The organism is Oryzobacter terrae, from assembly GCF_042756445.1.
Taxonomy (GTDB): domain Bacteria; phylum Actinomycetota; class Actinomycetes; order Actinomycetales; family Dermatophilaceae; genus Oryzobacter; species Oryzobacter terrae.
Genome location: NZ_CP170578.1, coordinates 3,118,362 through 3,139,388, shown reverse-complemented (window position 1 = coordinate 3,139,388; position 21,027 = coordinate 3,118,362). Strand labels below are relative to the sequence as shown.

General features: G+C 74.1%; 22 protein-coding genes. 7 read left to right on the top strand and 15 right to left on the bottom strand.

What is annotated here, in order from left to right; translation table 11 throughout:
* The first annotated feature begins 98 nt into the window (after positions 1–98).
* From ACFWN3_RS15005 to ACFWN3_RS14990, 4 genes are read left to right on the top strand one after another with little or no spacing between them, the layout of a single operon-like run.
* A complete protein-coding gene (locus tag ACFWN3_RS15005) occupies positions 99–698 on the top strand; it encodes a hypothetical protein (RefSeq protein ID WP_377640908.1) in 600 nt (199 codons plus the stop codon).
* Positions 695–1,996 (top strand): magnesium transporter MgtE N-terminal domain-containing protein, encoded by a 1,302-nt coding sequence (locus ACFWN3_RS15000; protein ID WP_377640906.1) that lies wholly within the window; start codon positions 695–697, stop codon positions 1,994–1,996. The genes ACFWN3_RS15005 and ACFWN3_RS15000 overlap by 4 nt, the downstream gene beginning before the upstream one ends.
* Positions 1,989–2,552, top strand: coding sequence for a DUF1003 domain-containing protein (locus tag ACFWN3_RS14995; RefSeq protein ID WP_377640904.1), 564 nt, complete (start codon positions 1,989–1,991; stop codon positions 2,550–2,552). Before ACFWN3_RS15000 ends, ACFWN3_RS14995 begins: the two co-directional genes overlap by 8 nt.
* 9 nt (positions 2,553–2,561) lie before the next feature.
* Entirely contained in the window at positions 2,562–3,695 is a 1,134-nt protein-coding gene (locus ACFWN3_RS14990) for an Mrp/NBP35 family ATP-binding protein (RefSeq protein WP_377640902.1), read from the top strand.
* Between the two features lie 16 nt (positions 3,696–3,711).
* On the opposite strand, the gene ACFWN3_RS14985 is transcribed toward ACFWN3_RS14990, so the two are convergent.
* From ACFWN3_RS14985 to sigE, 4 genes are read right to left on the bottom strand one after another with little or no spacing between them, the layout of a single operon-like run.
* Positions 3,712–4,266, bottom strand: coding sequence for a Sec-independent protein translocase subunit TatB (locus ACFWN3_RS14985; RefSeq protein ID WP_377640900.1), 555 nt, complete (start codon positions 4,264–4,266; stop codon positions 3,712–3,714).
* A complete protein-coding gene (locus ACFWN3_RS14980; protein WP_377640898.1) occupies positions 4,232–5,644 on the bottom strand; it encodes a S1C family serine protease in 1,413 nt (470 codons plus the stop codon). Before ACFWN3_RS14980 ends, ACFWN3_RS14985 begins: the two co-directional genes overlap by 35 nt.
* A complete protein-coding gene (locus ACFWN3_RS14975; RefSeq protein ID WP_377640896.1) occupies positions 5,641–6,204 on the bottom strand; it encodes a hypothetical protein in 564 nt (187 codons plus the stop codon). Before ACFWN3_RS14975 ends, ACFWN3_RS14980 begins: the two co-directional genes overlap by 4 nt.
* A complete protein-coding gene (gene sigE, locus ACFWN3_RS14970) occupies positions 6,201–6,842 on the bottom strand; it encodes an RNA polymerase sigma factor SigE (protein ID WP_377640894.1) in 642 nt (213 codons plus the stop codon). Before sigE ends, ACFWN3_RS14975 begins: the two co-directional genes overlap by 4 nt.
* Before the next feature lie 109 nt (positions 6,843–6,951).
* Here sigE and ACFWN3_RS14965 point away from each other — a divergent pair, with 109 nt between their 5' ends.
* Complete coding sequence (locus ACFWN3_RS14965) at positions 6,952–7,587, top strand: O-methyltransferase (RefSeq protein WP_377640892.1); 636 nt, start codon at positions 6,952–6,954, stop codon at positions 7,585–7,587.
* A gap of 3 nt (positions 7,588–7,590) precedes the next feature.
* On the opposite strand, the gene ACFWN3_RS14960 is transcribed toward ACFWN3_RS14965, so the two are convergent.
* The 10 genes from ACFWN3_RS14960 to ACFWN3_RS14915 form a co-directional block, all read right to left on the bottom strand.
* Positions 7,591–7,947, bottom strand: coding sequence for a hypothetical protein (locus ACFWN3_RS14960; protein WP_377640890.1), 357 nt, complete (start codon positions 7,945–7,947; stop codon positions 7,591–7,593).
* Positions 7,947–9,491 (bottom strand): leucyl aminopeptidase, encoded by a 1,545-nt coding sequence (locus tag ACFWN3_RS14955; RefSeq protein ID WP_377640888.1) that lies wholly within the window; start codon positions 9,489–9,491, stop codon positions 7,947–7,949. The genes ACFWN3_RS14960 and ACFWN3_RS14955 overlap by 1 nt, the downstream gene beginning before the upstream one ends.
* A gap of 74 nt (positions 9,492–9,565) precedes the next feature.
* Positions 9,566–9,739, bottom strand: a complete 174-nt coding sequence (locus ACFWN3_RS14950; protein WP_166118302.1) for a DUF3117 domain-containing protein — start codon at positions 9,737–9,739, stop codon at positions 9,566–9,568.
* A 114-nt stretch (positions 9,740–9,853) separates the two neighbouring features.
* A complete protein-coding gene (locus ACFWN3_RS14945) occupies positions 9,854–11,149 on the bottom strand; it encodes a hypothetical protein (protein ID WP_377640886.1) in 1,296 nt (431 codons plus the stop codon).
* A complete protein-coding gene (locus ACFWN3_RS14940) occupies positions 11,136–13,253 on the bottom strand; it encodes a hypothetical protein (RefSeq protein WP_377640884.1) in 2,118 nt (705 codons plus the stop codon). The genes ACFWN3_RS14945 and ACFWN3_RS14940 overlap by 14 nt, the downstream gene beginning before the upstream one ends.
* The gene (locus ACFWN3_RS14935) at positions 13,250–13,693 is read right to left on the bottom strand and encodes an SRPBCC family protein (protein WP_377640882.1); all 444 of its coding nucleotides are present in this window, start codon (positions 13,691–13,693) and stop codon (positions 13,250–13,252) included. The genes ACFWN3_RS14940 and ACFWN3_RS14935 overlap by 4 nt, the downstream gene beginning before the upstream one ends.
* 2 nt (positions 13,694–13,695) lie before the next feature.
* Positions 13,696–13,989, bottom strand: coding sequence for a DivIVA domain-containing protein (locus ACFWN3_RS14930; RefSeq protein ID WP_377640880.1), 294 nt, complete (start codon positions 13,987–13,989; stop codon positions 13,696–13,698).
* Between the two features lie 28 nt (positions 13,990–14,017).
* Entirely contained in the window at positions 14,018–14,743 is a 726-nt protein-coding gene (locus ACFWN3_RS14925; RefSeq protein ID WP_377645626.1) for a TIGR00730 family Rossman fold protein, read from the bottom strand.
* 193 nt (positions 14,744–14,936) lie between these two features.
* A complete protein-coding gene (gene dapE, locus ACFWN3_RS14920; RefSeq protein ID WP_377640878.1) occupies positions 14,937–16,037 on the bottom strand; it encodes a succinyl-diaminopimelate desuccinylase in 1,101 nt (366 codons plus the stop codon).
* A gap of 59 nt (positions 16,038–16,096) precedes the next feature.
* Positions 16,097–17,557: an HNH endonuclease gene (locus tag ACFWN3_RS14915; RefSeq protein ID WP_377640876.1), complete on the bottom strand. Its 1,461-nt coding sequence runs from the start codon at positions 17,555–17,557 to the stop codon at positions 16,097–16,099.
* Positions 17,558–17,784: 227 nt separating this feature from the next.
* On the opposite strand from ACFWN3_RS14915, the gene dapD reads away from it, so the two are divergent.
* Together dapD and ACFWN3_RS14905 are read left to right on the top strand one after the other, a co-directional pair.
* Complete coding sequence (dapD, locus tag ACFWN3_RS14910) at positions 17,785–18,708, top strand: 2,3,4,5-tetrahydropyridine-2,6-dicarboxylate N-succinyltransferase (RefSeq protein ID WP_377640874.1); 924 nt, start codon at positions 17,785–17,787, stop codon at positions 18,706–18,708.
* A gap of 37 nt (positions 18,709–18,745) precedes the next feature.
* A complete protein-coding gene (locus ACFWN3_RS14905) occupies positions 18,746–19,636 on the top strand; it encodes a hypothetical protein (protein WP_377640873.1) in 891 nt (296 codons plus the stop codon).
* A gap of 61 nt (positions 19,637–19,697) precedes the next feature.
* Here ACFWN3_RS14905 and ACFWN3_RS14900 read toward each other — a convergent pair whose 3' ends face one another.
* On the bottom strand, positions 19,698–20,984 hold the full coding sequence (locus ACFWN3_RS14900) for a citrate synthase (RefSeq protein WP_377640872.1): 1,287 nt from the start codon (positions 20,982–20,984) through the stop codon (positions 19,698–19,700).
* Between the last annotated feature and the right edge of the window lie 43 nt (positions 20,985–21,027).

Genomic DNA, 21,027 nt, shown 5'->3' with positions numbered 1-21,027 from the left:
GCAGCGGCCGGGTGCGGCGCCCCGTGAGCCAGTTCACGGTGTGACCGACGACGCGCCGCCGCCGGTCGCGGCCGCACGCCGTGTGGGAGAGTCGCCCCATGACCGAGGAGGCGACCGGCGAGGCCACCGCGCCCGTTCCCCCGGTCGACGTCACCCGCCTCGTCCACGAGGCCGCGAGCAGGTCGGGACTCCTCTGGGTCCGGATCCCGGGCGGCGGCAGCCACCCCGTCTGGCACGTGTGGCACGACGACGGCGACGAGCGGGGCACCGGCCCGGCGTTCTACGTCGTCTCGGGCCCGGGCGAGCAGTCGCTGCCCTGGCTGCCCGAGGAGGTCGAGGTGCTCCTGCGGAGCAAGGACACGGGGGGCCGCCTCCTCACCGTCCACGCGGCCGTCACCGAGCTCGTCCCCGAGGACCCCGCGTGGGACGCCGCCGTCGAGGTGCTGCGCCCCGAGCGGCTCAACGCGGTCGGCGACGTCGCGCAGCGGTGGGCGGCCTCGTGCACCATCCACGTCCTGCGGCCGCACGGCCGCCTCGTCGAGGGCCCGGGGTCCTACGGCGAGGACTCGGGGGCGACGACGGTCCACCCCTCCTCCGCCGCGACGGCGCGCTGGCGCCCGTGGCACTGGCGCGGCCGCCCCGCCTCGCGCCGCGGCTCCCCGGCCGGGGGCCGGGCCGCGGATAGCCTGTCGGAGTGAGCACGCCGACCCGCGCCTTCGTCGGCCGACTGACCGAGCTCAACGTCTTCGACCCGCTCGGTGACCAGGTCGGCCGGGTCCGCGACGTCGTCGTCACCTTCAACGTCGCGCGCAACCGCCCGCGCGTCATCGGCCTCGTCGTCGAGGTCGCCGGACGCCGTCGTGTGTTCGTCCCGATGACGCGCGTCACCTCGGTCGAGGGCGGGCAGGTCATCACGACCGGGCTGGTCAACATGCGCCGCTTCGAGCAGCGCCTCAACGAGGCCCTCGTCGTCGCCGAGCTCTTCGAGCGCCCCGTGCGGGTGCGCACCGAGGAGGGCGACGTCGTCGACGCCACCGTCGAGGACATCGGCATCGAGCAGAGCGGCTCGCGCGGGTGGAGCGTGGCCCGCGCCTACGTGCGCACCGGCTTCGGCCGCCCGCGCAGCGGCCTCCCCCGGCTCGGACGCCGCCGCGGCGAGACCCTCCTCGTCCCCATCGAGGACGTCACCGGGCTGCGCGACAGCACCGGGGGCCAGAGCGCCGCCCGCCTCCTCGAGGCCTACGAGGACCTCAAGCCCGCCGACCTCGCCGAGGTCATCCACGACCTCAACCCCCAGCGCCGGGCCGAGGTCGCCGCGGCGCTCGACGACGAGCGGCTCGCCGACGTCATCGAGGAGCTGCCCGAGGACGACCAGGTCGAGATCCTCGCCGGGCTCGAGGTCGCCCGTGCCGCCGACGTCCTCGAGGCGATGGAGCCCGACGACGCCGCCGACCTGCTCGCCGAGCTCCCCAAGGAGCGCCAGGAGGAGCTGCTCCAGCGGATGGACGCCGACGAGGCGGCCGACCTCAGGCGCCTCCTCACCTACGACGAGAACACCGCCGGTGGTCTCATGACGACCGAGCCGGTCATCCTCGGCCCGGAGGCGTCGATCGCCGAGGCGCTGGCCGTCGTGCGCCGCCAGGAGCTGTCGACCGCGCTCGCCTGCACCGTCTTCGTCTGCCGCTCCCCGCTCGAGACCCCGACCGGCAAGTACCTCGGGATGGTCCACATCCAGCGGCTGCTGCGCGAGCCCCCGCACAACCCCATCGGCGGCATCCTCGACAAGGACGTCGAGCCGCTGCCCCCGGACGCCACCCTCGGCCAGGTCACCCGCATGCTCGCGACGTACGACCTCGTCGGCCTGCCCGTCGTCGACGACGAGGGACACCTCCTCGGCGCGGTCACCGTCGACGACGTCCTCGACCACATCCTTCCCGAGGACTGGCGCGAGGACCGCCACGACGTCGTGACGCCGGAGGGGGTGACCCGTGGCTGAGCGCCGCCCGCGCATCGACCAGCCCCGCGAGGGCGGTCGGCGCTGGAGCATGCCCAGCGTCCTCACCGAGGAGGCGTTCGGGGTCGTCTCCGAGAAGTTCGCGCGCTTCATGGGCACGCCGTACTTCCTCATCGCGATGACCGTCTTCGTCGTCGTCTGGCTGCTGTGGAACACCCTCGCCCCCGAGGGCCTGCGCTTCGACCCCTACGCGTTCATCTTCCTCACCCTCATGCTCAGCCTCCAGGCCTCGTACGCGGCGCCGCTCATCCTGCTGGCGCAGAACCGGCAGGCCGACCGCGACCGGGTGGCGCTCGAGCAGGACCGCTCGCGCGACGAGCGCAACCTCGCCGACACCGAGTTCCTCACCCGCGAGGTGGCGGCCCTGCGCATCGCGATGCGCGACACCGCGACGCGCGACTTCGTCCGCAGCGAGCTGCGCGACCTCCTCGACGAGCTCGAGGAGCGCGGGCTGGTCCTCGTCCGGCGCGAGGACCTCAGGGAGGGCGACGAGGCGTCGGTCACGGCCGGCGACGGGACGCCCGACCCGCCGACCTAGACTGGGGCCATGCCCCAGGTTGGACCCGACGCACTGCACGCTGCCCTCGAGACGGTCATCGACCCCGAGATCCGCAAGCCGGTCACCGAGCTCGGCATGGTCGAGTCGGTCACGAGCGACGACGCCGGCCACGTCTCCGTGACGATCCTGCTCACCGTCGCCGCCTGCCCGCTCAAGGACAAGCTGACCGGCGACACGACGAAGGCCCTCTCCGCCGTGCCCGGCGTCACCGGCGTCACGGTGACCCTCGGCGTCATGAGCGACGAGCAGCGCGGCGAGCTGAAGACGATGCTGCGCGGCGGGACCGCCGAGCGCGAGGTCCCCTTCGCCAAGCCGGGCTCGCTGACCCGCGTCTACGCCGTCGCCTCGGGCAAGGGCGGCGTCGGCAAGAGCTCGGTCACCGCCAACCTCGCCGCCGCGATGGCCGCGCAGGGCCTGTCGGTGGGCGTCGTCGACGCCGACATCTACGGCTTCTCGATCCCCCGGATGCTCGGCGTCGAGGGGCGGCCCACCCAGGTCGACGACATGATCCTGCCGCCCATCAGCCACGACGTGAAGGTCATCTCGATCGGCATGTTCGTCCCCGGCAACCAGCCGGTCGTGTGGCGCGGGCCGATGCTGCACCGGGCCCTCCAGCAGTTCCTCGCCGACGTCTTCTGGGGTGACCTCGACGTCCTCCTCCTCGACCTGCCGCCCGGCACCGGCGACATCGCCATCTCGGTGGCCCAGCTCATCCCGAACGCCGAGATCCTCGTCGTCACCACCCCGCAGCAGGCCGCCGCCGAGGTCGCCGAGCGGGCCGGGTCGATCGCCCTCCAGACCCACCAGCGGGTCGCCGGCGTCATCGAGAACATGAGCTGGCTCGAGCTGCCCGACGGCACGCGTCAGGAGATCTTCGGCTCCGGTGGAGGCCGTGAGGTCGCCGAGTCGCTGACCCGCTCGATCGGCTCGGAGGTCCCCCTCCTCGGCCAGATCCCGCTCGACACCACGCTGCGGATCGGCGCCGACACCGGCATGCCCGTCGTCCTCGGTGACGGCGACTCCCCCGCCGCGGTCGCGCTGCGCGGGATCGCCAAGGGCCTGGCGTCGCGGGCCCGCGGGCTCGCCGGCCGCTCGCTCGGGCTCACGCCCGCCGGGCGCTGACGCCTCGACCGACGCGTCAGGTGGCGTCGACGTCGTAGGGCGTCGGGCGCGAGGGGTCCCAGTCACGCACCGAGGGCGCCGGCGCGAGGTGGGTCGTCACGCTCTCGTCGACGGTGAAGCCGTCGTCGATGACGTCGTCGTCCACCGGGTCGAGCGGGTCGCCGCTGTCACCCGCGCCGCCACGGCGGATCCGCGCGGCGTCGCGCACCCCGCCGATCTCGTCGCGGATCGGCGAGAACGCGTCGTCGAGCGGCTCGACGAGCGCCTCGCGCACGATCCGCCGGGGGTCGTACTGGCGCGGGTCGTACTGCTGCCAGTTGATGTCCTCGTACTCGGGGCCGAGCTGCTCCTTGAGCTGCCCCTTCGCGCCCTCGGCCATGACCCGCAGCTTGCGGATGCCGCGTGCGAGCTTGCCCGCGTACTCCGGCAGTCGGTCGGGGCCCAGGACGAACACCGCGATGAGCGCGAGGAGCACGACCTCCCAGCCGTTGACGCCGAACACCGCGTCGACACCGTCCTTCGCGTAGCGGGTGGGGTCAGTCGCCCGAGCCCTGGAGGACCATCGTGACATCCTGCTCGCTGCCGCCGCGACGGATGGTCAGGGTGACCTCGTCACCGACCGCCCGGGCGCGGATCGCGACGATGAGCTCGCCGTCGTCGGCGACCGGCCGTCCCTCGAACTCGAGGACGACGTCACCGGGCCTCAGGCCGGCCTTCTCGGCGGGGCCGCCGGGGTTGAGGGCCGGCGCACCGTCGGGCCCCTGCTCGGCGATCCGCACGCCCTCGCCGTCGTACTGCGTGTCGAGGTAGACGCCGATGACGGGGTGGACCGCCTTGCCGGTGGCGATGAGCTGGTCGGCGGTCGTGCGGACCTGCGCGCTGGGGATCGCGAACCCGACCCCGATGTTGCCGCTCTGCCCGCTGACGCCCGAGCCGGGCGCCCGCGCGATCGCGCTGTTGACCCCGATGACGCGGCCCTGCATGTCGAGCAGCGGCCCGCCCGAGTTGCCCGGGTTGATCGCGGCGTCGGTCTGGATGGCGTTGATGAAGGACTGGTCGTCCTCGTCGCCGGGGGTCACCGGCCGGTTGAGCGCGCTGACGATGCCCGAGGTGACGGTGGAGTCCAGGCCGAGCGGGGCGCCCACGGCGATGACCTGGTCGCCGACGACGACGTCCTCGGAGGCGCCGAGCGCGATGGGCGCGAGGTCGGTGCGCTCGACCTTGACGACGGCGAGGTCGTAGGAGGCGTCGCGGCCGACGATCTTCCCGGGCAGCTGCGTCCCGTTGGCGAGGACGACGGTGATCTCCCCGCCCTCGGCGGCCCCCGCGACGACGTGGTTGTTCGTCACGAGGTGGCCCTTGTCGTCGTAGACCCAGCCCGAGCCGGTGCCCTGCCCGTCGGCGCCCTCGACCCGCAGGGTCACCACGCTCGGGGTCACGGTGGCGGCGATGTTGGCGATGGAGCCCTGGGGGCGGGTCGTCGCGCCGGCGCCGGGACTCGGCAGGGACGTGGAGCCACGGGTCGGCGACGCGTCACGGTCGGCGAGCAGGGCTCCCCCGATCCCGCCGACGAGGCCGGCGACGAGGGCGACCGCGACGGCCACGCCGATGAGGGCGCCCCAACCCGGGCCACGCCGGTGGGGCGTCGGCTCGGGGACCGGTGCGCCGTAGGACGGGGTCGACCCGTACGACGGGCTCGTCCCGTACGACGGGTCGGCGCCGTACGGGGGGGGAGCGCCGTACGAGGGCGCGGCGGCGTACGGGGACGGCTGCTGCTGGGGCACCGGCTGCGTCGGCTCGGCGCCGCCGAGGCGGGCCCACAGCGGCTCCTCGCGCGGGGGCTCGTCGCGCGACGGCTCCTCGCGGGCGGGGATCTCCTCGGTGCGGTCCGCGGCCTCACCACCCCACGGGCGCCACTCGTCGCGTCCGGGCTCGTGCTCGCTCGTCATGGGGTCGATTGTGCCCGCTGGGTCCGCTCCGGCACCGGGGCGGGTCGGGTCAGGGCGCTGCGGACCTCGAGCCGCGCGGTGACGACGGCGGCGGTCGTCGGCGTGGAGGCCGGGCGGACCGCCGGGGTCGTGGGGCGGGCGAGGTCGGAGCGCGGCAGGACGGGGGCACCGATGACGGTGAGGCTCCAGGCCGCGGCGGCCGACACCCCGGCGGCGGCCGCGGCGACGACCGTGGCGCGCAGCGGCGAGCGGTGGCACGCCGGCGCGGACGGGGCGAGGAGGGCGAGCGGCTCACGCCCCGCGACGGGGACGGCGCGCGCGGGCGCCTCGGCCGCCATCGTGCTGCCGAGCGCGAGGAGGGTGATCCGCAGGTCGCCGGGCATCGACGGCGCCCCGGCGAGCGCGCTGCGGATCCGGCGCTCGGACTCGACGGCCTCGCCGCACAGCCGGCAGGCGACGAGGTGGCGGTCCCACTCCCACTGGCGCTCGGCAGGGAGGCGGCCGGCGACGTACTCGCTCAGCTCCGCCCCGAGACAGCGCACCCGTGGTGTGAGGCTCATACGGTTCCCGCGGCGGGCCGGCGGACGATCCGCCCACGAGGCGCCTTGGCCGGCGTCGTGGAGGGCTGGGGCGCCCGGTGGGCGAGGGCCTCGCGCAGCTGGGCGCGGCCGCGGTGGATCCGCGAGCGCACGGTGCCGAGCTTGATGTTCAGGGTCGCCGCGACCTCCTCGTACGACAGTCCCTCGATGTCGCAGAGGACGACGGCAGCGCGGAAGTCGGGCGAGAGGGCGTCGAGGGCGCGCTGGACGTCGTCGTCGAAGTGGGCGTCGTGGTACGCCTGCTCCGGGCCGGGACCGCGACCGGGCAGCCGGGCGGCGGACTCGTCGGAGAGCGCGTCGAAGCGGATCCGCTGCTTGCGGCGCATCTTGTCGAGGAAGACGTTGGTCGTGATGCGGTGCAGCCAGCCCTCGAAGGTGCCGGGCTGGTAGGTGTGCAGCGAGCGGAAGACCCGGACGAAGACGTCCTGGGTGAGGTCCTCGGCGTCGTGGACGTTGCCGGTGAGACGGTAGGCCAACCGGTAGACCCGCGCGGAGTGCTGCTCGACGACCTCCTCCCACGTGGGCGGCACCCACCCCGTGGCGTCACCGCGCGTCGCGGCGTCCGTCGTGCTCATCTCGTCCCTCACCCGGCTGCTCATGTCACCCATCGATACGCGTCGTGTCCGTGAATTGTTCCCGTTTTCCCTGAACGAAGGCTGGGAAGGTGTCGACGAGGACGAGCACGCCCGCGGCCCCTAGGGTGTGGGCATGAGCCAACTCAAGCCGGCCAGCTGGTCCTACGCCGAGGAGTTCGTCGCCGAGCCGGAGGTCGTCGAGGCGGCCCGTCGCCGGGGCGTGGAGCTCGGCGCGGCGTCCCCCGTCGGCACCGGGGCCGGGGCCACGCTGCGGCTCCTCGCGGCCGCCGTCCAGGCCCGCCACGTCGTCGAGATCGGCACCGGCGCCGGCACCTCCGGGCTCTGGCTGCTCTCGGGGATGCCCGACGACGGCATCCTCACGACGATCGACGTCGCGGCCGAGCACCAGCGGCTGGCCCGCCAGGCGTACGCCGAGGCCGGCTACGCGCCGCAGCGCACCCGCGTCATCACGGGGTCGGCGGCCGACGTCCTCCCCCGGATGACCGACGGCGCCTACGACCTCGTCCTCGTCGACGCCGACAAGGACAGCTACCCGACCTACGTCGAGCACGGGGTGCGCCTCCTGCGCTCGGGCGGCGTGCTCGTCCTCGACAACATGCTCTGGCACGACCAGGTCGCCGACCCCGCGGCCCGCGACGCCACGACGAGCACGCTGCGCGACCTCGGCAAGGCGCTGCGCGACCACGACGACCTCGTCACGGCGCTGTTGCCCGTGAGCGACGGCCTCGTCGCCGCGGTCAAGCGGTAGGGCTCAGCCGCCCTCGGGGCCGGCCCCACGCCGGAAGCCCGCGGGCCCCTCGGCGATCGCGACGACCTCCCACTCCTCGATGGTCGTCGGCCCCGACCCGATGATCGTGCTGCCGGGCGCCTGCCCCGCGCCGGGCTCGAAGCCCTCGCGGAAGACCTTGCGCTCCTGCTCGCTGTCGAAGACGTAGGTGCCCTCGAACCACTCCCCCGCACGCATCCGCCACAGCTTGAACGCCAGCCCGTCGAGGAACATAAACCGGGCGATCGAGGTGCCGACGACGTACTCGCGCAGCTGCTCCGGCGCGTCGGCCGGGGCGTCCTCCAGCGACCATCGCACGGTCAGGCCGTAGCCAGCGTTCATCAGCGCATTCCCTCCAGCCACCGCAGCAGCAGTCTCGTCCCGAACCCGGTCGCCCCCTTGGCGGAGATCCCGGCGTCGACGTCCGAGCGACCCGTCCCCGCGATGTCGAGGTGCGCCCAGCGGCGGTCACCCACGAACTCACGGAGGAACAGGGCCGCGATGACGGCGCCACCCCCCACGCCGGTGGCGATGTGGTTGAGGTCGGCGACGTCGGAGTCGAGGGCTCGACGGTAGGTGTCGGACAACGGCATCGGCCACAGCGTCTCACCAGTCGTCGCACCGGCGTCCACGAGCGCGTCGCGCAGGGCGTCGTCGGTGGCGAAGACGGGGGCCGCGACCCGGCCCAGGGCGATGCGGGCCGCGCCGGTGAGCGTCGCGACGTCGACGAGCCACGTGGGGTCGAGCTCGAGGTCGGCGTAGGCGAGGGCGTCGGCCATGACGAGGCGGCCCTCGGCGTCGGTGTTGCCGATCTCGACCGTCGTGCCGCCGTAGTGGGTGATGACGTCGCCGGGCCGGTAGGAGCCCCCGCCGACGGCGTTCTCCGCCAGGGCGAGCAGGCCGGTGACGTGCACCGGCACCTCGAGGGCGCGGCACGCGGCGAGGACCGCGAGGACGATCGCCGAGCCGGACATGTCGGTCTTCATCGCGAGCATGCCGTCGCCCGGCTTCACCTGGAGCCCGCCGGTGTCGAAGGTGATCCCCTTGCCGACGAGGACGACCCGGGGCGTGCGCGGGGTCGCGGCGGAGGGGACGTGGTCGAGGCGAACCAGGCGCGGCGGGGTGGCCGAGCCCTGGCCGACGGCGAGGATGCCGCCGAAGCCGTCGCGGCGCAGCTCCTTCTCGTCCCAGACGGTGACCTCGAGCCCGGTGGTGCGCGCGAGCGCCCGGGCCCGGCCCGCCATCCACGCCGGGTTCTTCGTGTTGGAGGGGGTGTGCGCCAGACCACGCGCGACGAGCTGGGCCGTGGCCCGGGCGACCGCGCGCTCGACGGTGCGGGCGGTGGCGGCGTCGGACGCGGTGGCGGTACCGGTGCCGGTGACGACGACGCGCTCGGCGGCCTCCGCCCCGGCGGTCGCGCCGTCGCGGGTCCACCGCGGCGAGGCCCAGGAGCCGAGGACGACCGCCTCCACCCAGGCAGCGAGGTGGTCACCCGCGCTCCCGGCGACGGCGTGGACGACGTGGCCGGCACCCCTCGTCGCCCGGCCGACGGCAGCACCGGCCGTGCGCCACGCGGAGGCCGAGCCGTCGCCGGCGCCGACGAGGTGGACCCGGCGGACGGGGTGCGCACCGGGGGCCAGGGGGACGGTCGTGACCCGGCCGGCGGAGGCCTTGGGGTCGTGGGTCGCGAGGACGGTGTCGGCGTCGAGGCCGAGGGCGGTCAGGGCCGTGGCGGCGGTGGCGCGGCCGTCGTCGCCCTCGGACACCGGGACGACGAGGGCCCGGCGCTCGGCATCGCCGGCGAGCGCGGACAGGGCGTCCTCGAGGCGCGGGTCGACCGACCACGAGGAGGTCCGGGGGGCGAGGATGACGTCGTCACGAGGCACCCGGCGACCCTACCCGCGACGACGAGGCCCCCACCGCGGTGCGGTGGGGGCCTCGTGCGAAGCGTGGGGGAAGGTCAGTTCAGGCCCTCGCAGTTGTCGATGGCCTCGCCGAGCGCGCGCACCTCGTCGGGGGTCATCTCGACGACGAGCCGACCGCCACCCTCGAGGGGCATGCGGAGCACGATGCCGCGACCTTCCTTGGTGACCTCGAGCGGGCCGTCGCCCGTCCTCGGCTTCATTGCCGCCATGGCTGAAATCCCTTCCTCGTCGCGGTCACGATGGTTCGGCGCCGCGTGCCTCCCGGCGCCGGACCGCCGGAGTAGAGGTCCATTATCCCGTAGCCGTGCGGCAGGACGAAATCCTCACGGGGGGAAGGAGCCCCACGGCGTGTAGACGAGCAGCGCGCAGGTCCACCAGAGGATCCCGCCGACGAGCACGACGAGGACCACGGCGACGCGGCGGCGCCAGTGCGGGACGACCGACTGGCCGTTCGCGGTGCGCATCGTCACCGACGCGACGAGGGCCGCGAGCGGGACGTCGAGGAGGAGGAAGCGCCACATGCTCGTGATGGGACGGACGACGGCGAAGAGGTAGAGCGGGTACGCGAGGGCCCACGCGCGCGCCTCGATGGCGATCCAGCGGCCGTGCCGTCCGAGGACGAGCGCGATGTACGTGCCGACGAGGGCGACGAGGACGAGGACGCCGAAGACGCCCTTGCCCTGCCAGGCCCACTCGAACCACAGGACGAACGGGCCCTTGTCGGGTCGCTGTCCCCACGCGGCCTGGACGTCGAAGAAGGCCGTCGGCACCCCTGTCGCGAGGCCGGCGACGACGGGCCACGCGACGCCGCTGAGGCCGAGCATGCCGAGCATGACGACGGCGGAGGCACGCTGCCCGGCGACCGGCAGCACCCCGGCCGCCCGGTCCTCGCGCCAGCGGACGACGAGGTGGATGAGCACGGCGACACCGAGGGCCGGGGCGACGCCCCGGGTGAAGCCGAGCGGCACGGCGATGGCCGCGACCCACAGGTACTTGCGGCGCACGAGGAGGACGAGCGCACCCGCGACGAGGGCGACGGCGAGGGCCTCGGTGTACGGCTTGAGCATCACCGAGGTCGAGGGGTAGAAGCACCACAGGCAGGCCGCGACGAGGGCGAGCCGCTCGCGCTGCGGCTGGCGGTCGGCGTGGACCCCGCTGCGCAGCAGCGCCCAGACGAGGACCGCGGCCGCCCCGCCGAGGACGACGTTGAGCAGCCCCCCCGCGAGGGCGAAGGGCATCCCGGTGAGCATGACGCCCTTCACCAGGTACGGGTAGAGCGGGTAGAACGCCCACGCGCTGTAGGTGATCCGGCCGTTGTCCGCGTCGACGGGCAGCGGCACGGGGTAGCCGTCGCGCACGATGCGCTCGTACCAGACGCCGTCCCAGAGGCCGAACATGTCGCCGACGTTGGGGTCGGCGTGGCCGACGCCCGCGGGGTTCTGGAACCACGTCGCCGCGACCCAGATCGCGAGCAGCGAGACGACGCGCGACACGACGTAGACGGTCAGCACGGTGAGGACGGGGCGCTTGAGGGCCCGCGCCCCGATGGCGTGCCGACCCGCCGACGTCAGCGGGTTGAGCCGCGCGGTCGGTGGGCCGTCGACCTCAGCGAGCGACATCGGTCACCGCCCTGACGTCCCAGACGTACACCCCGCCGGTGTGGGCGGCGGGCTCCCCGAAGGCGTCGCCGAGGGACGCGAGGAGGGCCCCGGCCTCGGGTCGCGCGTCGGGGAGCACGATCGCGTCGACCCGACCGGCCCGCAGGTCGGCCTGGAAGGCCTCGATCTCGCCGTCGGACGCGCGGCGGTCGACCCCGGACTCGGTGATCTCGGCCATCCACTGGGTGAGCCGGGTCGGGGTCGCGCCGTACTGGCCCACGCGTTCCGGTGAGCTGTCCGGGCCCACGAAGTAGCCGGCCACGACCGGGAACCCCCACCTCGCCTCGGCCTGCCACTCCAGCGCCCGGGTGTCGGCGACCCACGGCGCGGGGGCGGCGAGGACCGACCCGCCCTCGTCGACCCAGTCGCGCCAGGCCCCCCCGGAGAAGAACGCCGGCATCGGCGCCCGGGGGTCGACGACGAGCGGGGTCGGCACGACGGGGAGCAGGACGAGCGCGGCCGCTGCGGCGGCGGTGACGAGCCCGGCCGCGCGGTGGTCGGCGGAGTGGGCGACGAGGCGGCGCAGCTCCTCGACGCCGAGCGCGAGCAGGGCCGCGAGCGCGGGCACCGCGACGAGCGTGAACCGGGTCGGGAGCACGTTCTCGATGACGGGGAGCATCTCGAGCAGGGCCCACGGGCCGGGGATGCCGGTGGCGACGCCTGCGACCGTGACCTCCTCGCCGAGCGAGAGCCAGCAGGCGACGACGACGACCGCGGCGAGGGCCCGGACGGCCACCCGGCGCCACAGGACGACGGTGACGACGAGCGCGACGAGCAGGAGGGGGACCCCGAAGAAGGCGTTCTCCTCGGTGCGGTTCATCGACACCGCGGCCGAGGCCCACGGGTCGGCGCCCAGGCTGCGGGTGGCCCTGCCCCACAGCGCGGTGAGGTCGTTGCCCGCCGGCGGGTGCCAGATCGAGCCGTAGCTGCGCGGTCCCGCGAACTGCCACCACAGCGGCAGCGCGACGATGGCCAGGGTCACCGCGGCGCCGATGCCGACGCCCGGGAGCAGGCGCCGGAGGTCGACGCGGCGGTGCGCCAGGAGGACCGATCCGCCGACGAGCATCCCGAGCGCCGCGAGGAGCAGGACCTCTTCGCCGATGAGGACCTGCCACGCCACGAGGAGGCCGAGCACGACGCCGTCGCGGACCCGGCGGGCGTCGTCCTCGGCGAGGCGCAGGACGCGGTCGAGGATGACGGGCACGAGGAACTGGGCCACGAAGTTCGGGTGGCCGTTGGCGTGCGAGACCAGCCCGGGCGCGAACCCGGCGAACCCGGCGCCGAGGGCGGCCGCGAGCGGATGGACGGCCAGGCGCCGGCGGAACAGCCAGTACCAGGCGGTCGCGGTGAGGGCGAGGCCGAGGAGCTCGACGAGGATGAAGGTCACCTGGGGGCCGGCGAGCAGGGTGAGCGGGGCGAGGGGGACGCCCAGGCCGAGGACCGAGGCGTTGGCCATGAGGTTGACGCCCTCGGGGAAGTTCTGCAGGTCGCTGAAGAGGGGGTTCGAGAACGTCGCGAGGTTGTGCGCCGTCGCGCCGAAGTACCACTCGAAGGCCTGCTGGTCCTGCACGCCCTGGGAGAGGTGGCCGGTGAACGGGGCGGCGAGGAGGCCGGACAGGACGTAGGCGGCGGTCGCGAGGTAGGCGAGGGGGGCGAGGAGGTCGGAGCGGCGGAACGGCTCGGGCGCGGGTCGGCGGGCGCCGGCCGGCGCGACGGTCGTCGGTGCGACGGTCGTCGGTGCGAGGGTCGTCGGCGCGACGGTCGTCGGCGCGGCTGGTGGGGCCGGCGGTGGCGGTGGTGGCGGTGCGTCGTCCTCGGGCCCGGACCGGGGCGCCACCGGCACCTCACCGCGCAGCACGGCGATGGAGCGGTCGTGGGCCGCGACCCGCGCCTCGAGGGCGTCGACGACGGCGTCGACCTGCTCCATCCGGTAGCCGCGCAGCTGGGGGGCGAAGCCGTCGGCCGGGCCGCTCGCCGTCGCGCCGGCGCGGGGACGTCCGAGGAGCCAGGCCACCGTCGCGACGACGCCGATCCCCAGGGCTGCGAGGAGGACCGACCACGTCATCGGGCGGCCTCGGACTCGGCGCGACGCACGAGCCCGTCGACCACGCGGCCGAAGAGGAGGGGGCCGATGCGGTCGCCGAGCGGTCGGGAGAGGCGGCGCAGCCCGGGCAGCCAGATCTCCTCGGTCCACACGACGAGCGAGCCGCCGGGCGCCTGCGGGTCGGGCCCGACCTCGATGTCGGCCCACCCGTGGAGGAAGCGCCCGGTCTTGACGAGGCGCAGGCGGCGGCCGGGCTCGAGCGCGGTGACGAGCATCCGGTCGGCGGCTCGCAGCGGGCCGAGGCGGGTCCACGCGACGACCTCGGCGCCGAGCGCGAGACCCCCCTCGGGGACCTCGACGTCGGTGAGCGGGACGTGACGGGTGTGCTCGGCGAGGTCGGAGACCGCGGCGAAGGCGCGCTCCGCGGCGAGGGGCGTGCTGCGGGTGACGGTGAACGCCATCCTCAGCCGTCCTCGGTCGGGGCCCGGAGCGAGTCCAGGGTCCGCTCGCGCTCGGCGAGGTCGTCGCGCAGCGTCGCGAGGCGGGCGTCGACCTCGTCCATCCGGTAGCCGCGGGGGGCGGTGTCGAAGCGCACGGCATCGACGTCGTCGGCGTCCGGCTCCGCGGGCAGCCCGTGGTCGGGGGTCGAGTGCACCGGCTCGGCGAGCGGGTCGACGTCGAGGCGGCCGCTCGCGACCGCGACGACCACCGCCACGAGGGCGACGGCGACGACGAGGAGGACGAGCAGCGGGACCACGGGCCGATCCTACGAGTCCGGCCTGCGGCTACCCCCGGGCGGACTCGCGCATCCCGCCGCGCGCACCCCCGTCGGCGGCGACGATCGTCGCGACGGCCTCGTCGACGTCGTCGGTGAGGGTGAGCAGGGCGAGGTCGCGCTCGTTGATCGTGCCCGATGCGGCGGCGGTCCCGCGCAGCCAGTCGAACAGTCCGCCCCAGTAGTCCGTGCCGAGCAGGACGATCGGGAAGCTCGTGACCTTCTGCGTCTGGACAAGAGTGACGGCCTCGAAGAGCTCGTCGAGCGTGCCGAACCCTCCGGGCAGGACGATGAAGCCCGAGGCGTACTTGACGAACATCGTCTTGCGGGCGAAGAAGTAGCGGAAGTTGACCCCGAGGTCGACGTACTCGTTGAGCCCGGCCTCGAAGGGCAGCTCGATGCCGAGACCGACGCTGGTGCCGCCGGCGTCGAGGGCGCCGCGGTTGGCCGCCTCCATCGCGCCGGGGCCTCCCCCGGTGATGACGGCGTACCCGGCGTCGACGAGTCGCCGGCCGAGGACGGTGCCCAGCTCGTACACGGGGCTGTCGGGGCGGGTGCGCGCGGAGCCGAAGACGCTGACGGCGGGGCCGAGCTCGGCGAGGGCGCCGAAGCCGGTGACGAACTCGGACTGGATGCGCATGACGCGCCAGGGGTCGGTGTGCACCCAGTCGGCGGAGCCACGGCTGTCGAGGAGCCGCTGGTCGGTCGTCTCACCGGGGACCTTGGCGCCGCGCATGATGACGGGCCCCTGGTGGTACTCGTCGGAGCGGCGTCCGTGGCGGGCCTCGCCGGGGGGCGCGGGCTCTGGCGTCAGGGCAGGGGTCGGGTCGGGGGTGGGTGTCGCGGGCTCTGTCGTCGGGTCCACGGCGCCACGGTATCCCGCGGCCCCGTCGGCGGGTCCGGCGTCGGTGCGTCCGGCGTCGGTGGCGTCAGGCGAGCCAGCGGACGAGGGCGGCCTCGCACGCGCCGTACTGCTCGACCGGGCACTGCTCGTCGTCCATGTGCGCGTAGTTCGGGTCCCCGGGGCCGAAGTTGACGGCCGGGACGCCCATCGCCGAGAAGCGGGCGACGTCGGTCCAGCCCTGCTTGGCCTCGACCGGCAGCCCCAGGGCCTCGACGAAGGCCTGGGCCGCCGGGAGGTGGAGCCCGGGGCGGGCGCCGGCGGCGTTGTCGACGACCTCGACGTCGAAGCCGGAGAAGACCTGGCGGACGTGGGCGTCGGCGTCGGCCTCGGTGAGGTCGGGCGCGTAGCGGTAGTTGACCGTGACGACGCAGCGGTCGGGGATGACGTTGCCCGCGATGCCACCGCCGATGAGGACCGCGTTGAGCGCCTCCCGGAACTCGAGACCGTCGACCTCCCGGGTCGCGGGCTCGTAGGCGACGAGGCGGGCGAGGACGTCGGCGGCGTCGTGGATCGCGTTGTGGCCCTTCCACGGCCGCGCCGAGTGGCTGGCGATCCCCTTCGTCGTGACCTCCGCGCGCAGAGTGCCCTTGCAGCCGCCCTCGACGCGAGCGTCGGTGGGCTCGAGGAGGACGGCGAAGTCGGCGTCGTCGATGAGGTCGCGGCGCTGCTGCTCGACGTGGAGCAGGCCGTTGAACTGCGAGTCGATCTCCTCGGCCTCGTAGAAGACGAAGGTGATGTCGCGGCTCGGCTCGCGGACCTCGTGGGCCACGCGGAGCATGACGGCGACTCCGCCCTTCATGTCGACGGTGCCGCGGCCCCAGAGCACCTCGCCGCCGGGCCCGTCGACGAGGCGCGTGGGCAGGTTCGGCGGGTCGACGGTGAGCGGCACGGTGTCGATGTGGCCGGCGAGGACGACGCGCTCCGACCGGCCGAGCGAGGTCCGCGCCACGACGGTGTTCCCGACGCGCGTGAGCTCGAGGTGCGGCAGCGGGCGCAAGGCCTGCTCGACGGCGTCGGCCAGGGCCGCCTCGTCGAGGCTCACCGACTCGATGTCGCACACGGCAGCGGTGAGCGCCGTGGCGTCGAGGGTGAGGTCGAGGGAGGGCGTGGCTGCTGCGGGGGACATGCCCGCCACCCTAGTTGCGCGCTCGCCGGGAGGGCCGGCCACCCCGAGGTGCCCGACGGTCACGTCAGGTACCGGCAGAGCTGGCGCTCGAGACGGCTGGTGAGCCGTGCTCGACGGGCGACCACCGGCGCTCGTTGCCGGTGCGGCCGCCTCACGGGACGTCGCACGGGCCCGGTCGGCTTCGCACGTGCGACCGAGGCAGCGCGTGCGGGTTCCGCTCCCCAGCCCAGCAGCGGGGGTGGCACCGACTGGTAGGTCCGGCCGAGCGGGCTTCGGATCGCGAGCGAGCGTCCCTGCGCGTCGGGCGGCGATCCCTGCGGGCTCGACCGTGGTTCGCCCGAGCGCTGCGTCGTGGCCGCGTTCGTGGCGGTGGTGGTCCAGCCGGGGGCTTCCTTGACGAGGTTGCACCGCACGCACTTGCCGTTGCCGGTGGCGTAGTCGGTGCGGCCGCCGTCGCGTGCGGGTGTCGCGTGGTCGGCGTGCGCGATGGCGGCACCGCACCACGGGGTGGTGCACACGTCGTCCCGCAGCACCAGCATCCGCCGCAACAACCCGGTGAACGTGCGGCGGCGCGAGTCCATCGCGACCAGGTCCCGCCCCCCTGGTGCGGTGTAGAGCCGGCGCAGCCACACCGACCCCTCACCCGCCTCGCGCAGCCACCACCGCGCCACCGGCGCCGGAACACCCCCGTGACCAGGCACCCGCGCCGGCTCCATCACCGACCGGGCGTCGTCACCGGTGCCCAGCAGCGCCCGGTCGGTCATCACCAGGTGCACCTCCACCGGCTGCACCCCGCCCGCAGCCCGCCCCGACAGCACCGCCAACGCCGTGTCCGCCGCGACCGCACCCACCCCCCGACCCCGGTGCGGCTCGTCATCGCAGTGCCCCGCCACCACCGAACGCGCCCGCGCGGTCAGCGCCGCGTGCGCACCGGCGACCTCGACCATCGGCCCCAGCACCGTCAGGTACGCCATCCCGTCGACAGCCGCCCGCAGCGTCACCCGTCGCGAACGCACCGCCGCCTCCATCCGCGCCACCACCGCCGCCGCATCCAGCTCGGCCGCGACCCGACGGGCGGCTGTGTCGGTGGCCTTGACGCCCAGCCGTCCCAGCAGCGGCCCCAGCCGCCGGTCGGCCTCACCCCGGTCCGAGACCCCCAGCACCGAGGTCGCCTCCACCACCCGCACCACGTGCGCCTCCAAGCACACCCCCGAGGCCAGCGCCGCGAACGTCTCGGGCAGCTCGTGCACCAGCGCCCGGCTCACCCGCACGAACCGGTCACCACACCACGGCGACTCGCGCCGCGCCAACGCCACCTCCGACCCCACCGACCGCACCCCATCGCGCGGCGCGACCCCCTCACGCGAGACCCGCACCGCATCCACCAGCACGGCCTGAGCGGCCGAACACGCCCCCTTGACCCGCTCCAGCTCGGCCACCAGGTCCACCCGCTCCCGATCCGACAACCCCTCCAGCGGCACCGACGACAACACGTCACGAAACGCGCGCACGCCGGCCACCGACACCTCCCTCACCCCGTCCCCCGACACCCGCCGCGAGGACCGCGCCGCGGTGGTCCCTGCACCACCCGGCCCGATCCCCACGGCTCCCCCTGCCATACCCGAAACCGTACACACGTCCACCGACACCCTCCCCCGCCACCGGGCATCCTGTGGACGACCCGCGCCGCCTCCCACCCCGCCGACCCCTCAGGAACGGCACCCCGCTCCCCCGTAGGCTTGCCGACATGACGCGCACCGCCTGGGGCCACGGCCTCCTCACGACGACCGACGGGGGCACCGTCCTCGACGCCTGGTACCCGGCACCGGCCCTCGGCTCACCCGACGGATCAGTCGCGCCCGACGCCCTCCAGGCCCTCGTCGGCGCCGACGAGGCTCGCGGGGTCACCCGTCGCCTCGCCACGGTCGACGTCGACCTCGACGCCGCCCCCGCGAGCGCCGAGGACGCCTACCTGCGCCTCCACCTGCTCTCGCACCGCCTCGTGCGCCCCAACTCCATCAACCTCGACGGCATCTTCGGCGTCCTGCCCAACGTCGTGTGGACCACCCACGGCCCGTGCGCCGTCGACGGCTTCGAGCTGACCCGGGCCCGCCTCCAGGCCCGCGGCCCGGTCCAGGTCCTCGGTATCGACAAGTTCCCGCGGATGGTCGACTACGTCGTCCCGAGCGGGGTCCGGATCGCCGACGCCGACCGGGTCCGCCTCGGCGCCCACCTCGCGAACGGCACGACGGTCATGCACGAGGGCTTCGTCAACTACAACGCCGGGACCCTGGGCTCGAGCATGGTCGAGGGCCGGATCAGCCAGGGCGTCGTCGTCGGCGACGGCTCCGACATCGGCGGCGGCGCGAGCACCATGGGCACCCTGTCCGGCGGCGGCACGGAACGCGTCAGCATCGGCGAGCGTTGCCTGCTCGGAGCCGAGTCGGGCCTGGGCATCGCCCTCGGTGACGACTGCGTCGTCGAGGCCGGCCTCTACCTCACCGCCGGGACCAAGGTCACCCTCCCCGACGGCACGGTGGCCAAGGCCCGCGAGCTCTCGGGACAGGGCAACCTGCTCTTCCTGCGCAACTCGGTCACCGGCACCGTCGAGGCGCGCCCCCGCGACGGCCACGGCATCGTGCTGAACTCCGCGCTCCACGCCAACGACTGACCGCCCCCACCCGCCCCGGAAGGACCACGACCCCGACATGCCCCGCACACCCCGTGGTGCCGTGACCCTCGCCGAGGAGGGACCCCGCACCCCGCGCCAGCGCCGCGGCGCCGCCCTCCTCACCGTGGTCCTGCTCGGGGTCGTCGGGACGGCCGGGTACCTCGGCGTGCGCCACCTCACCGCCCTCGCGGCCGGCGAGGAGTGCCGCGTCACCGCGTCGGAGCAGACCTTCGAGTGGGCCCCGGACCAGGCGAGCAACGCCGCCGCCATCACGGCCATCGCCGTCAAGCGCGGCCTGCCCCCGCGAGCGGCGACGATCGCCATCGCCACGGCGATGCAGGAGTCGAAGGTCCGCAACGTGCGGTTCGGCGACCGCGACTCCCTCGGCCTGTTCCAGCAGCGACCGTCGCAGGGCTGGGGCACGGCCGAGCAGATCCTCAACCCCGAGTACTCGACGAACAAGTTCTACGACGCGCTCGTCAAGGTCGAGGGCTACACCGACATGGACATCGCCGAGGCCGCCCAGGCGGTCCAGCGCTCGGCGGCCGGCGAGGCGTACGCGCAGCACGAGCCCCAGGCCCGGGTCACGGCCTCGGTCCTGTCCGGGCAGACCGCGCGCGGCATCGGCTGCACCCTCGAGGACCCGTCCGGCAGTGGCGACCCCGAGGCCGTGGCCGCTCTCGTCGAGAAGGACTTCGGCATCTCCGGCGACGCCGGCGACAAGCGCGTCACCGTCGTCACCGAGTCCGATGACGCCGCCTGGGCCGTCGCGTCGTGGGCCGTCGCCCGGGCGACCGACACCAACGCGGTCCGCGTCGAGGTCGGCGACCGGCGCTGGGAGCGCTCCATGGACGAGTCGTCCTTCGCGTGGCAGCCCCTCGGCGACGCGGCCGGCGACGCCCGGTCGGTCACCATCCACCTCGCCTGAACCGACGAGCCCGCCCGGACCGGTGGGGTCGGGGCGGGCTCGGGTCGTGCTGGAACCGGCGTCAGCGCTGGGCGATGTCGCGGTAGTCGCGCTCCGGGTGACCGGTGTACACCTGGCGCGGCCGACCGATCTTGGTGTTTGGGTCCTCCATCATCTCGCGCCACTGGGCGATCCAGCCGGGGAGGCGGCCGAGCGCGAACAGCACGGTGAACATCCGCGTCGGGAAGCCCATCGACTTGTAGATGATGCCGGTGTAGAAGTCGACGTTCGGGTACAGCCGGCGCTCGACGAAGTAGTCGTCGGCGAGGGCGATCTCCTCGAGGCGCATCGCGATCTCGAGCAGCTGGTCGCCACCGGAGGTCTTCTCGAGGATGTCGTGCGCGGTCTTGCGGATGATCGCCGCGCGCGGGTCGTAGCTCTTGTAGACCCGGTGGCCGAAGCCCATGAGGCGGACGCCGTCCTCCTTGTTCTTCACCTTCTTCATGAACTCGTCGGTGGAGAAGTCGGCGTTCTGGATCTTCTCGAGCATCTCGAGGACGGCCTGGTTGGCGCCGCCGTGCAGCGGGCCGAAGAGGGCGTTGATCCCGGCCGAGACCGAGGCGAAGAGGTTGGCCTGCGAGGAGCCGACGAGGCGCACCGTGGAGGTCGAGCAGTTCTGCTCGTGGTCGGCGTGGAGGATGAGCAGGAGGTCGACGGCGCGCACGAGGTCGGGGTCGATCTCGTAGTCGGTGGCCGGGACGCCGAACGTCATCCGCAGGAAGTTCTCGATGAGGCTGAGGTTGTTGTCGGGGTACAGGAACGGCTGCCCGATCGACTTCTTGTACGCGTAGGCCGCGATGGTCGGCAGCTTCGCGAGGAGGCGGATCGTCGAGATCTCGACCTGCTCCTTGTCGAACGGGTCGAGGCTGTCCTGGTAGAAGGTCGACAGCGCGGAGACCGCGGAGGAGAGCACCGGCATCGGGTGCGCGTCACGCGGGAAGCCCTGGAAGAAGCCCTTGAGGTCCTCGTGGAGCATCGTGTGCTGGCGCACGCGGTCCTCGAAGGCGGCGAGCTCGTCGGCGCTCGGGAGCTCGCCGTAGATGAGCAGGTAGGAGGTCTCGAGGAAGGTCGAGCTCTCGGCGAGCTGCTCGATGGGGTACCCGCGGTAGCGCAGGATGCCCTGGTCGCCGTCGATGTACGTGATCGCGCTCGTGCAGCTGGCGGTGTTGACGAAGCCACCGTCGAGGGTGACGTTGCCGGTCTCCTTGAGCAGGGCGGAGATGTCGTAGCCGCTGTTGCCCTCGGTCGCCTCGACGAGCTTGAGGTCGAGCTGCTTGCCCTCCGCGGAGAGCGTTGCACCGTCGGTCATGTTGGTCGGTTCCTTCTCGTCGGGCACAGGTTCATTTCGACCC

Coding starts and splice junctions, on each gene's coding strand:
- ACFWN3_RS15005 (WP_377640908.1), top strand. CDS start 99: ATGACCGAGGAGGCGACCGGCGAGGCCACCGCGCCCGTTCCCCCGGTC.
- ACFWN3_RS14990 (WP_377640902.1), top strand. CDS start 2,562: ATGCCCCAGGTTGGACCCGACGCACTGCACGCTGCCCTCGAGACGGTC.
- ACFWN3_RS14985 (WP_377640900.1), bottom strand. CDS start 4,266: ATGTCACGATGGTCCTCCAGGGCTCGGGCGACTGACCCCACCCGCTAC.
- ACFWN3_RS14980 (WP_377640898.1), bottom strand. CDS start 5,644: ATGACGAGCGAGCACGAGCCCGGACGCGACGAGTGGCGCCCGTGGGGT.
- ACFWN3_RS14975 (WP_377640896.1), bottom strand. CDS start 6,204: ATGAGCCTCACACCACGGGTGCGCTGTCTCGGGGCGGAGCTGAGCGAG.
- sigE (WP_377640894.1), bottom strand. CDS start 6,842: ATGAGCAGCCGGGTGAGGGACGAGATGAGCACGACGGACGCCGCGACG.
- ACFWN3_RS14965 (WP_377640892.1), top strand. CDS start 6,952: ATGAGCCAACTCAAGCCGGCCAGCTGGTCCTACGCCGAGGAGTTCGTC.
- ACFWN3_RS14960 (WP_377640890.1), bottom strand. CDS start 7,947: ATGAACGCTGGCTACGGCCTGACCGTGCGATGGTCGCTGGAGGACGCC.
- ACFWN3_RS14950 (WP_166118302.1), bottom strand. CDS start 9,739: ATGGCGGCAATGAAGCCGAGGACGGGCGACGGCCCGCTCGAGGTCACC.
- ACFWN3_RS14945 (WP_377640886.1), bottom strand. CDS start 11,149: ATGTCGCTCGCTGAGGTCGACGGCCCACCGACCGCGCGGCTCAACCCG.
- ACFWN3_RS14940 (WP_377640884.1), bottom strand. CDS start 13,253: ATGACGTGGTCGGTCCTCCTCGCAGCCCTGGGGATCGGCGTCGTCGCG.
- ACFWN3_RS14935 (WP_377640882.1), bottom strand. CDS start 13,693: ATGGCGTTCACCGTCACCCGCAGCACGCCCCTCGCCGCGGAGCGCGCC.
- ACFWN3_RS14925 (WP_377645626.1), bottom strand. CDS start 14,743: ATGCGCGGCGCCAAGGTCCCCGGTGAGACGACCGACCAGCGGCTCCTC.
- dapE (WP_377640878.1), bottom strand. CDS start 16,037: ATGTCCCCCGCAGCAGCCACGCCCTCCCTCGACCTCACCCTCGACGCC.
- dapD (WP_377640874.1), top strand. CDS start 17,785: ATGACGCGCACCGCCTGGGGCCACGGCCTCCTCACGACGACCGACGGG.
- ACFWN3_RS14905 (WP_377640873.1), top strand. CDS start 18,746: ATGCCCCGCACACCCCGTGGTGCCGTGACCCTCGCCGAGGAGGGACCC.
- ACFWN3_RS14900 (WP_377640872.1), bottom strand. CDS start 20,984: ATGACCGACGGTGCAACGCTCTCCGCGGAGGGCAAGCAGCTCGACCTC.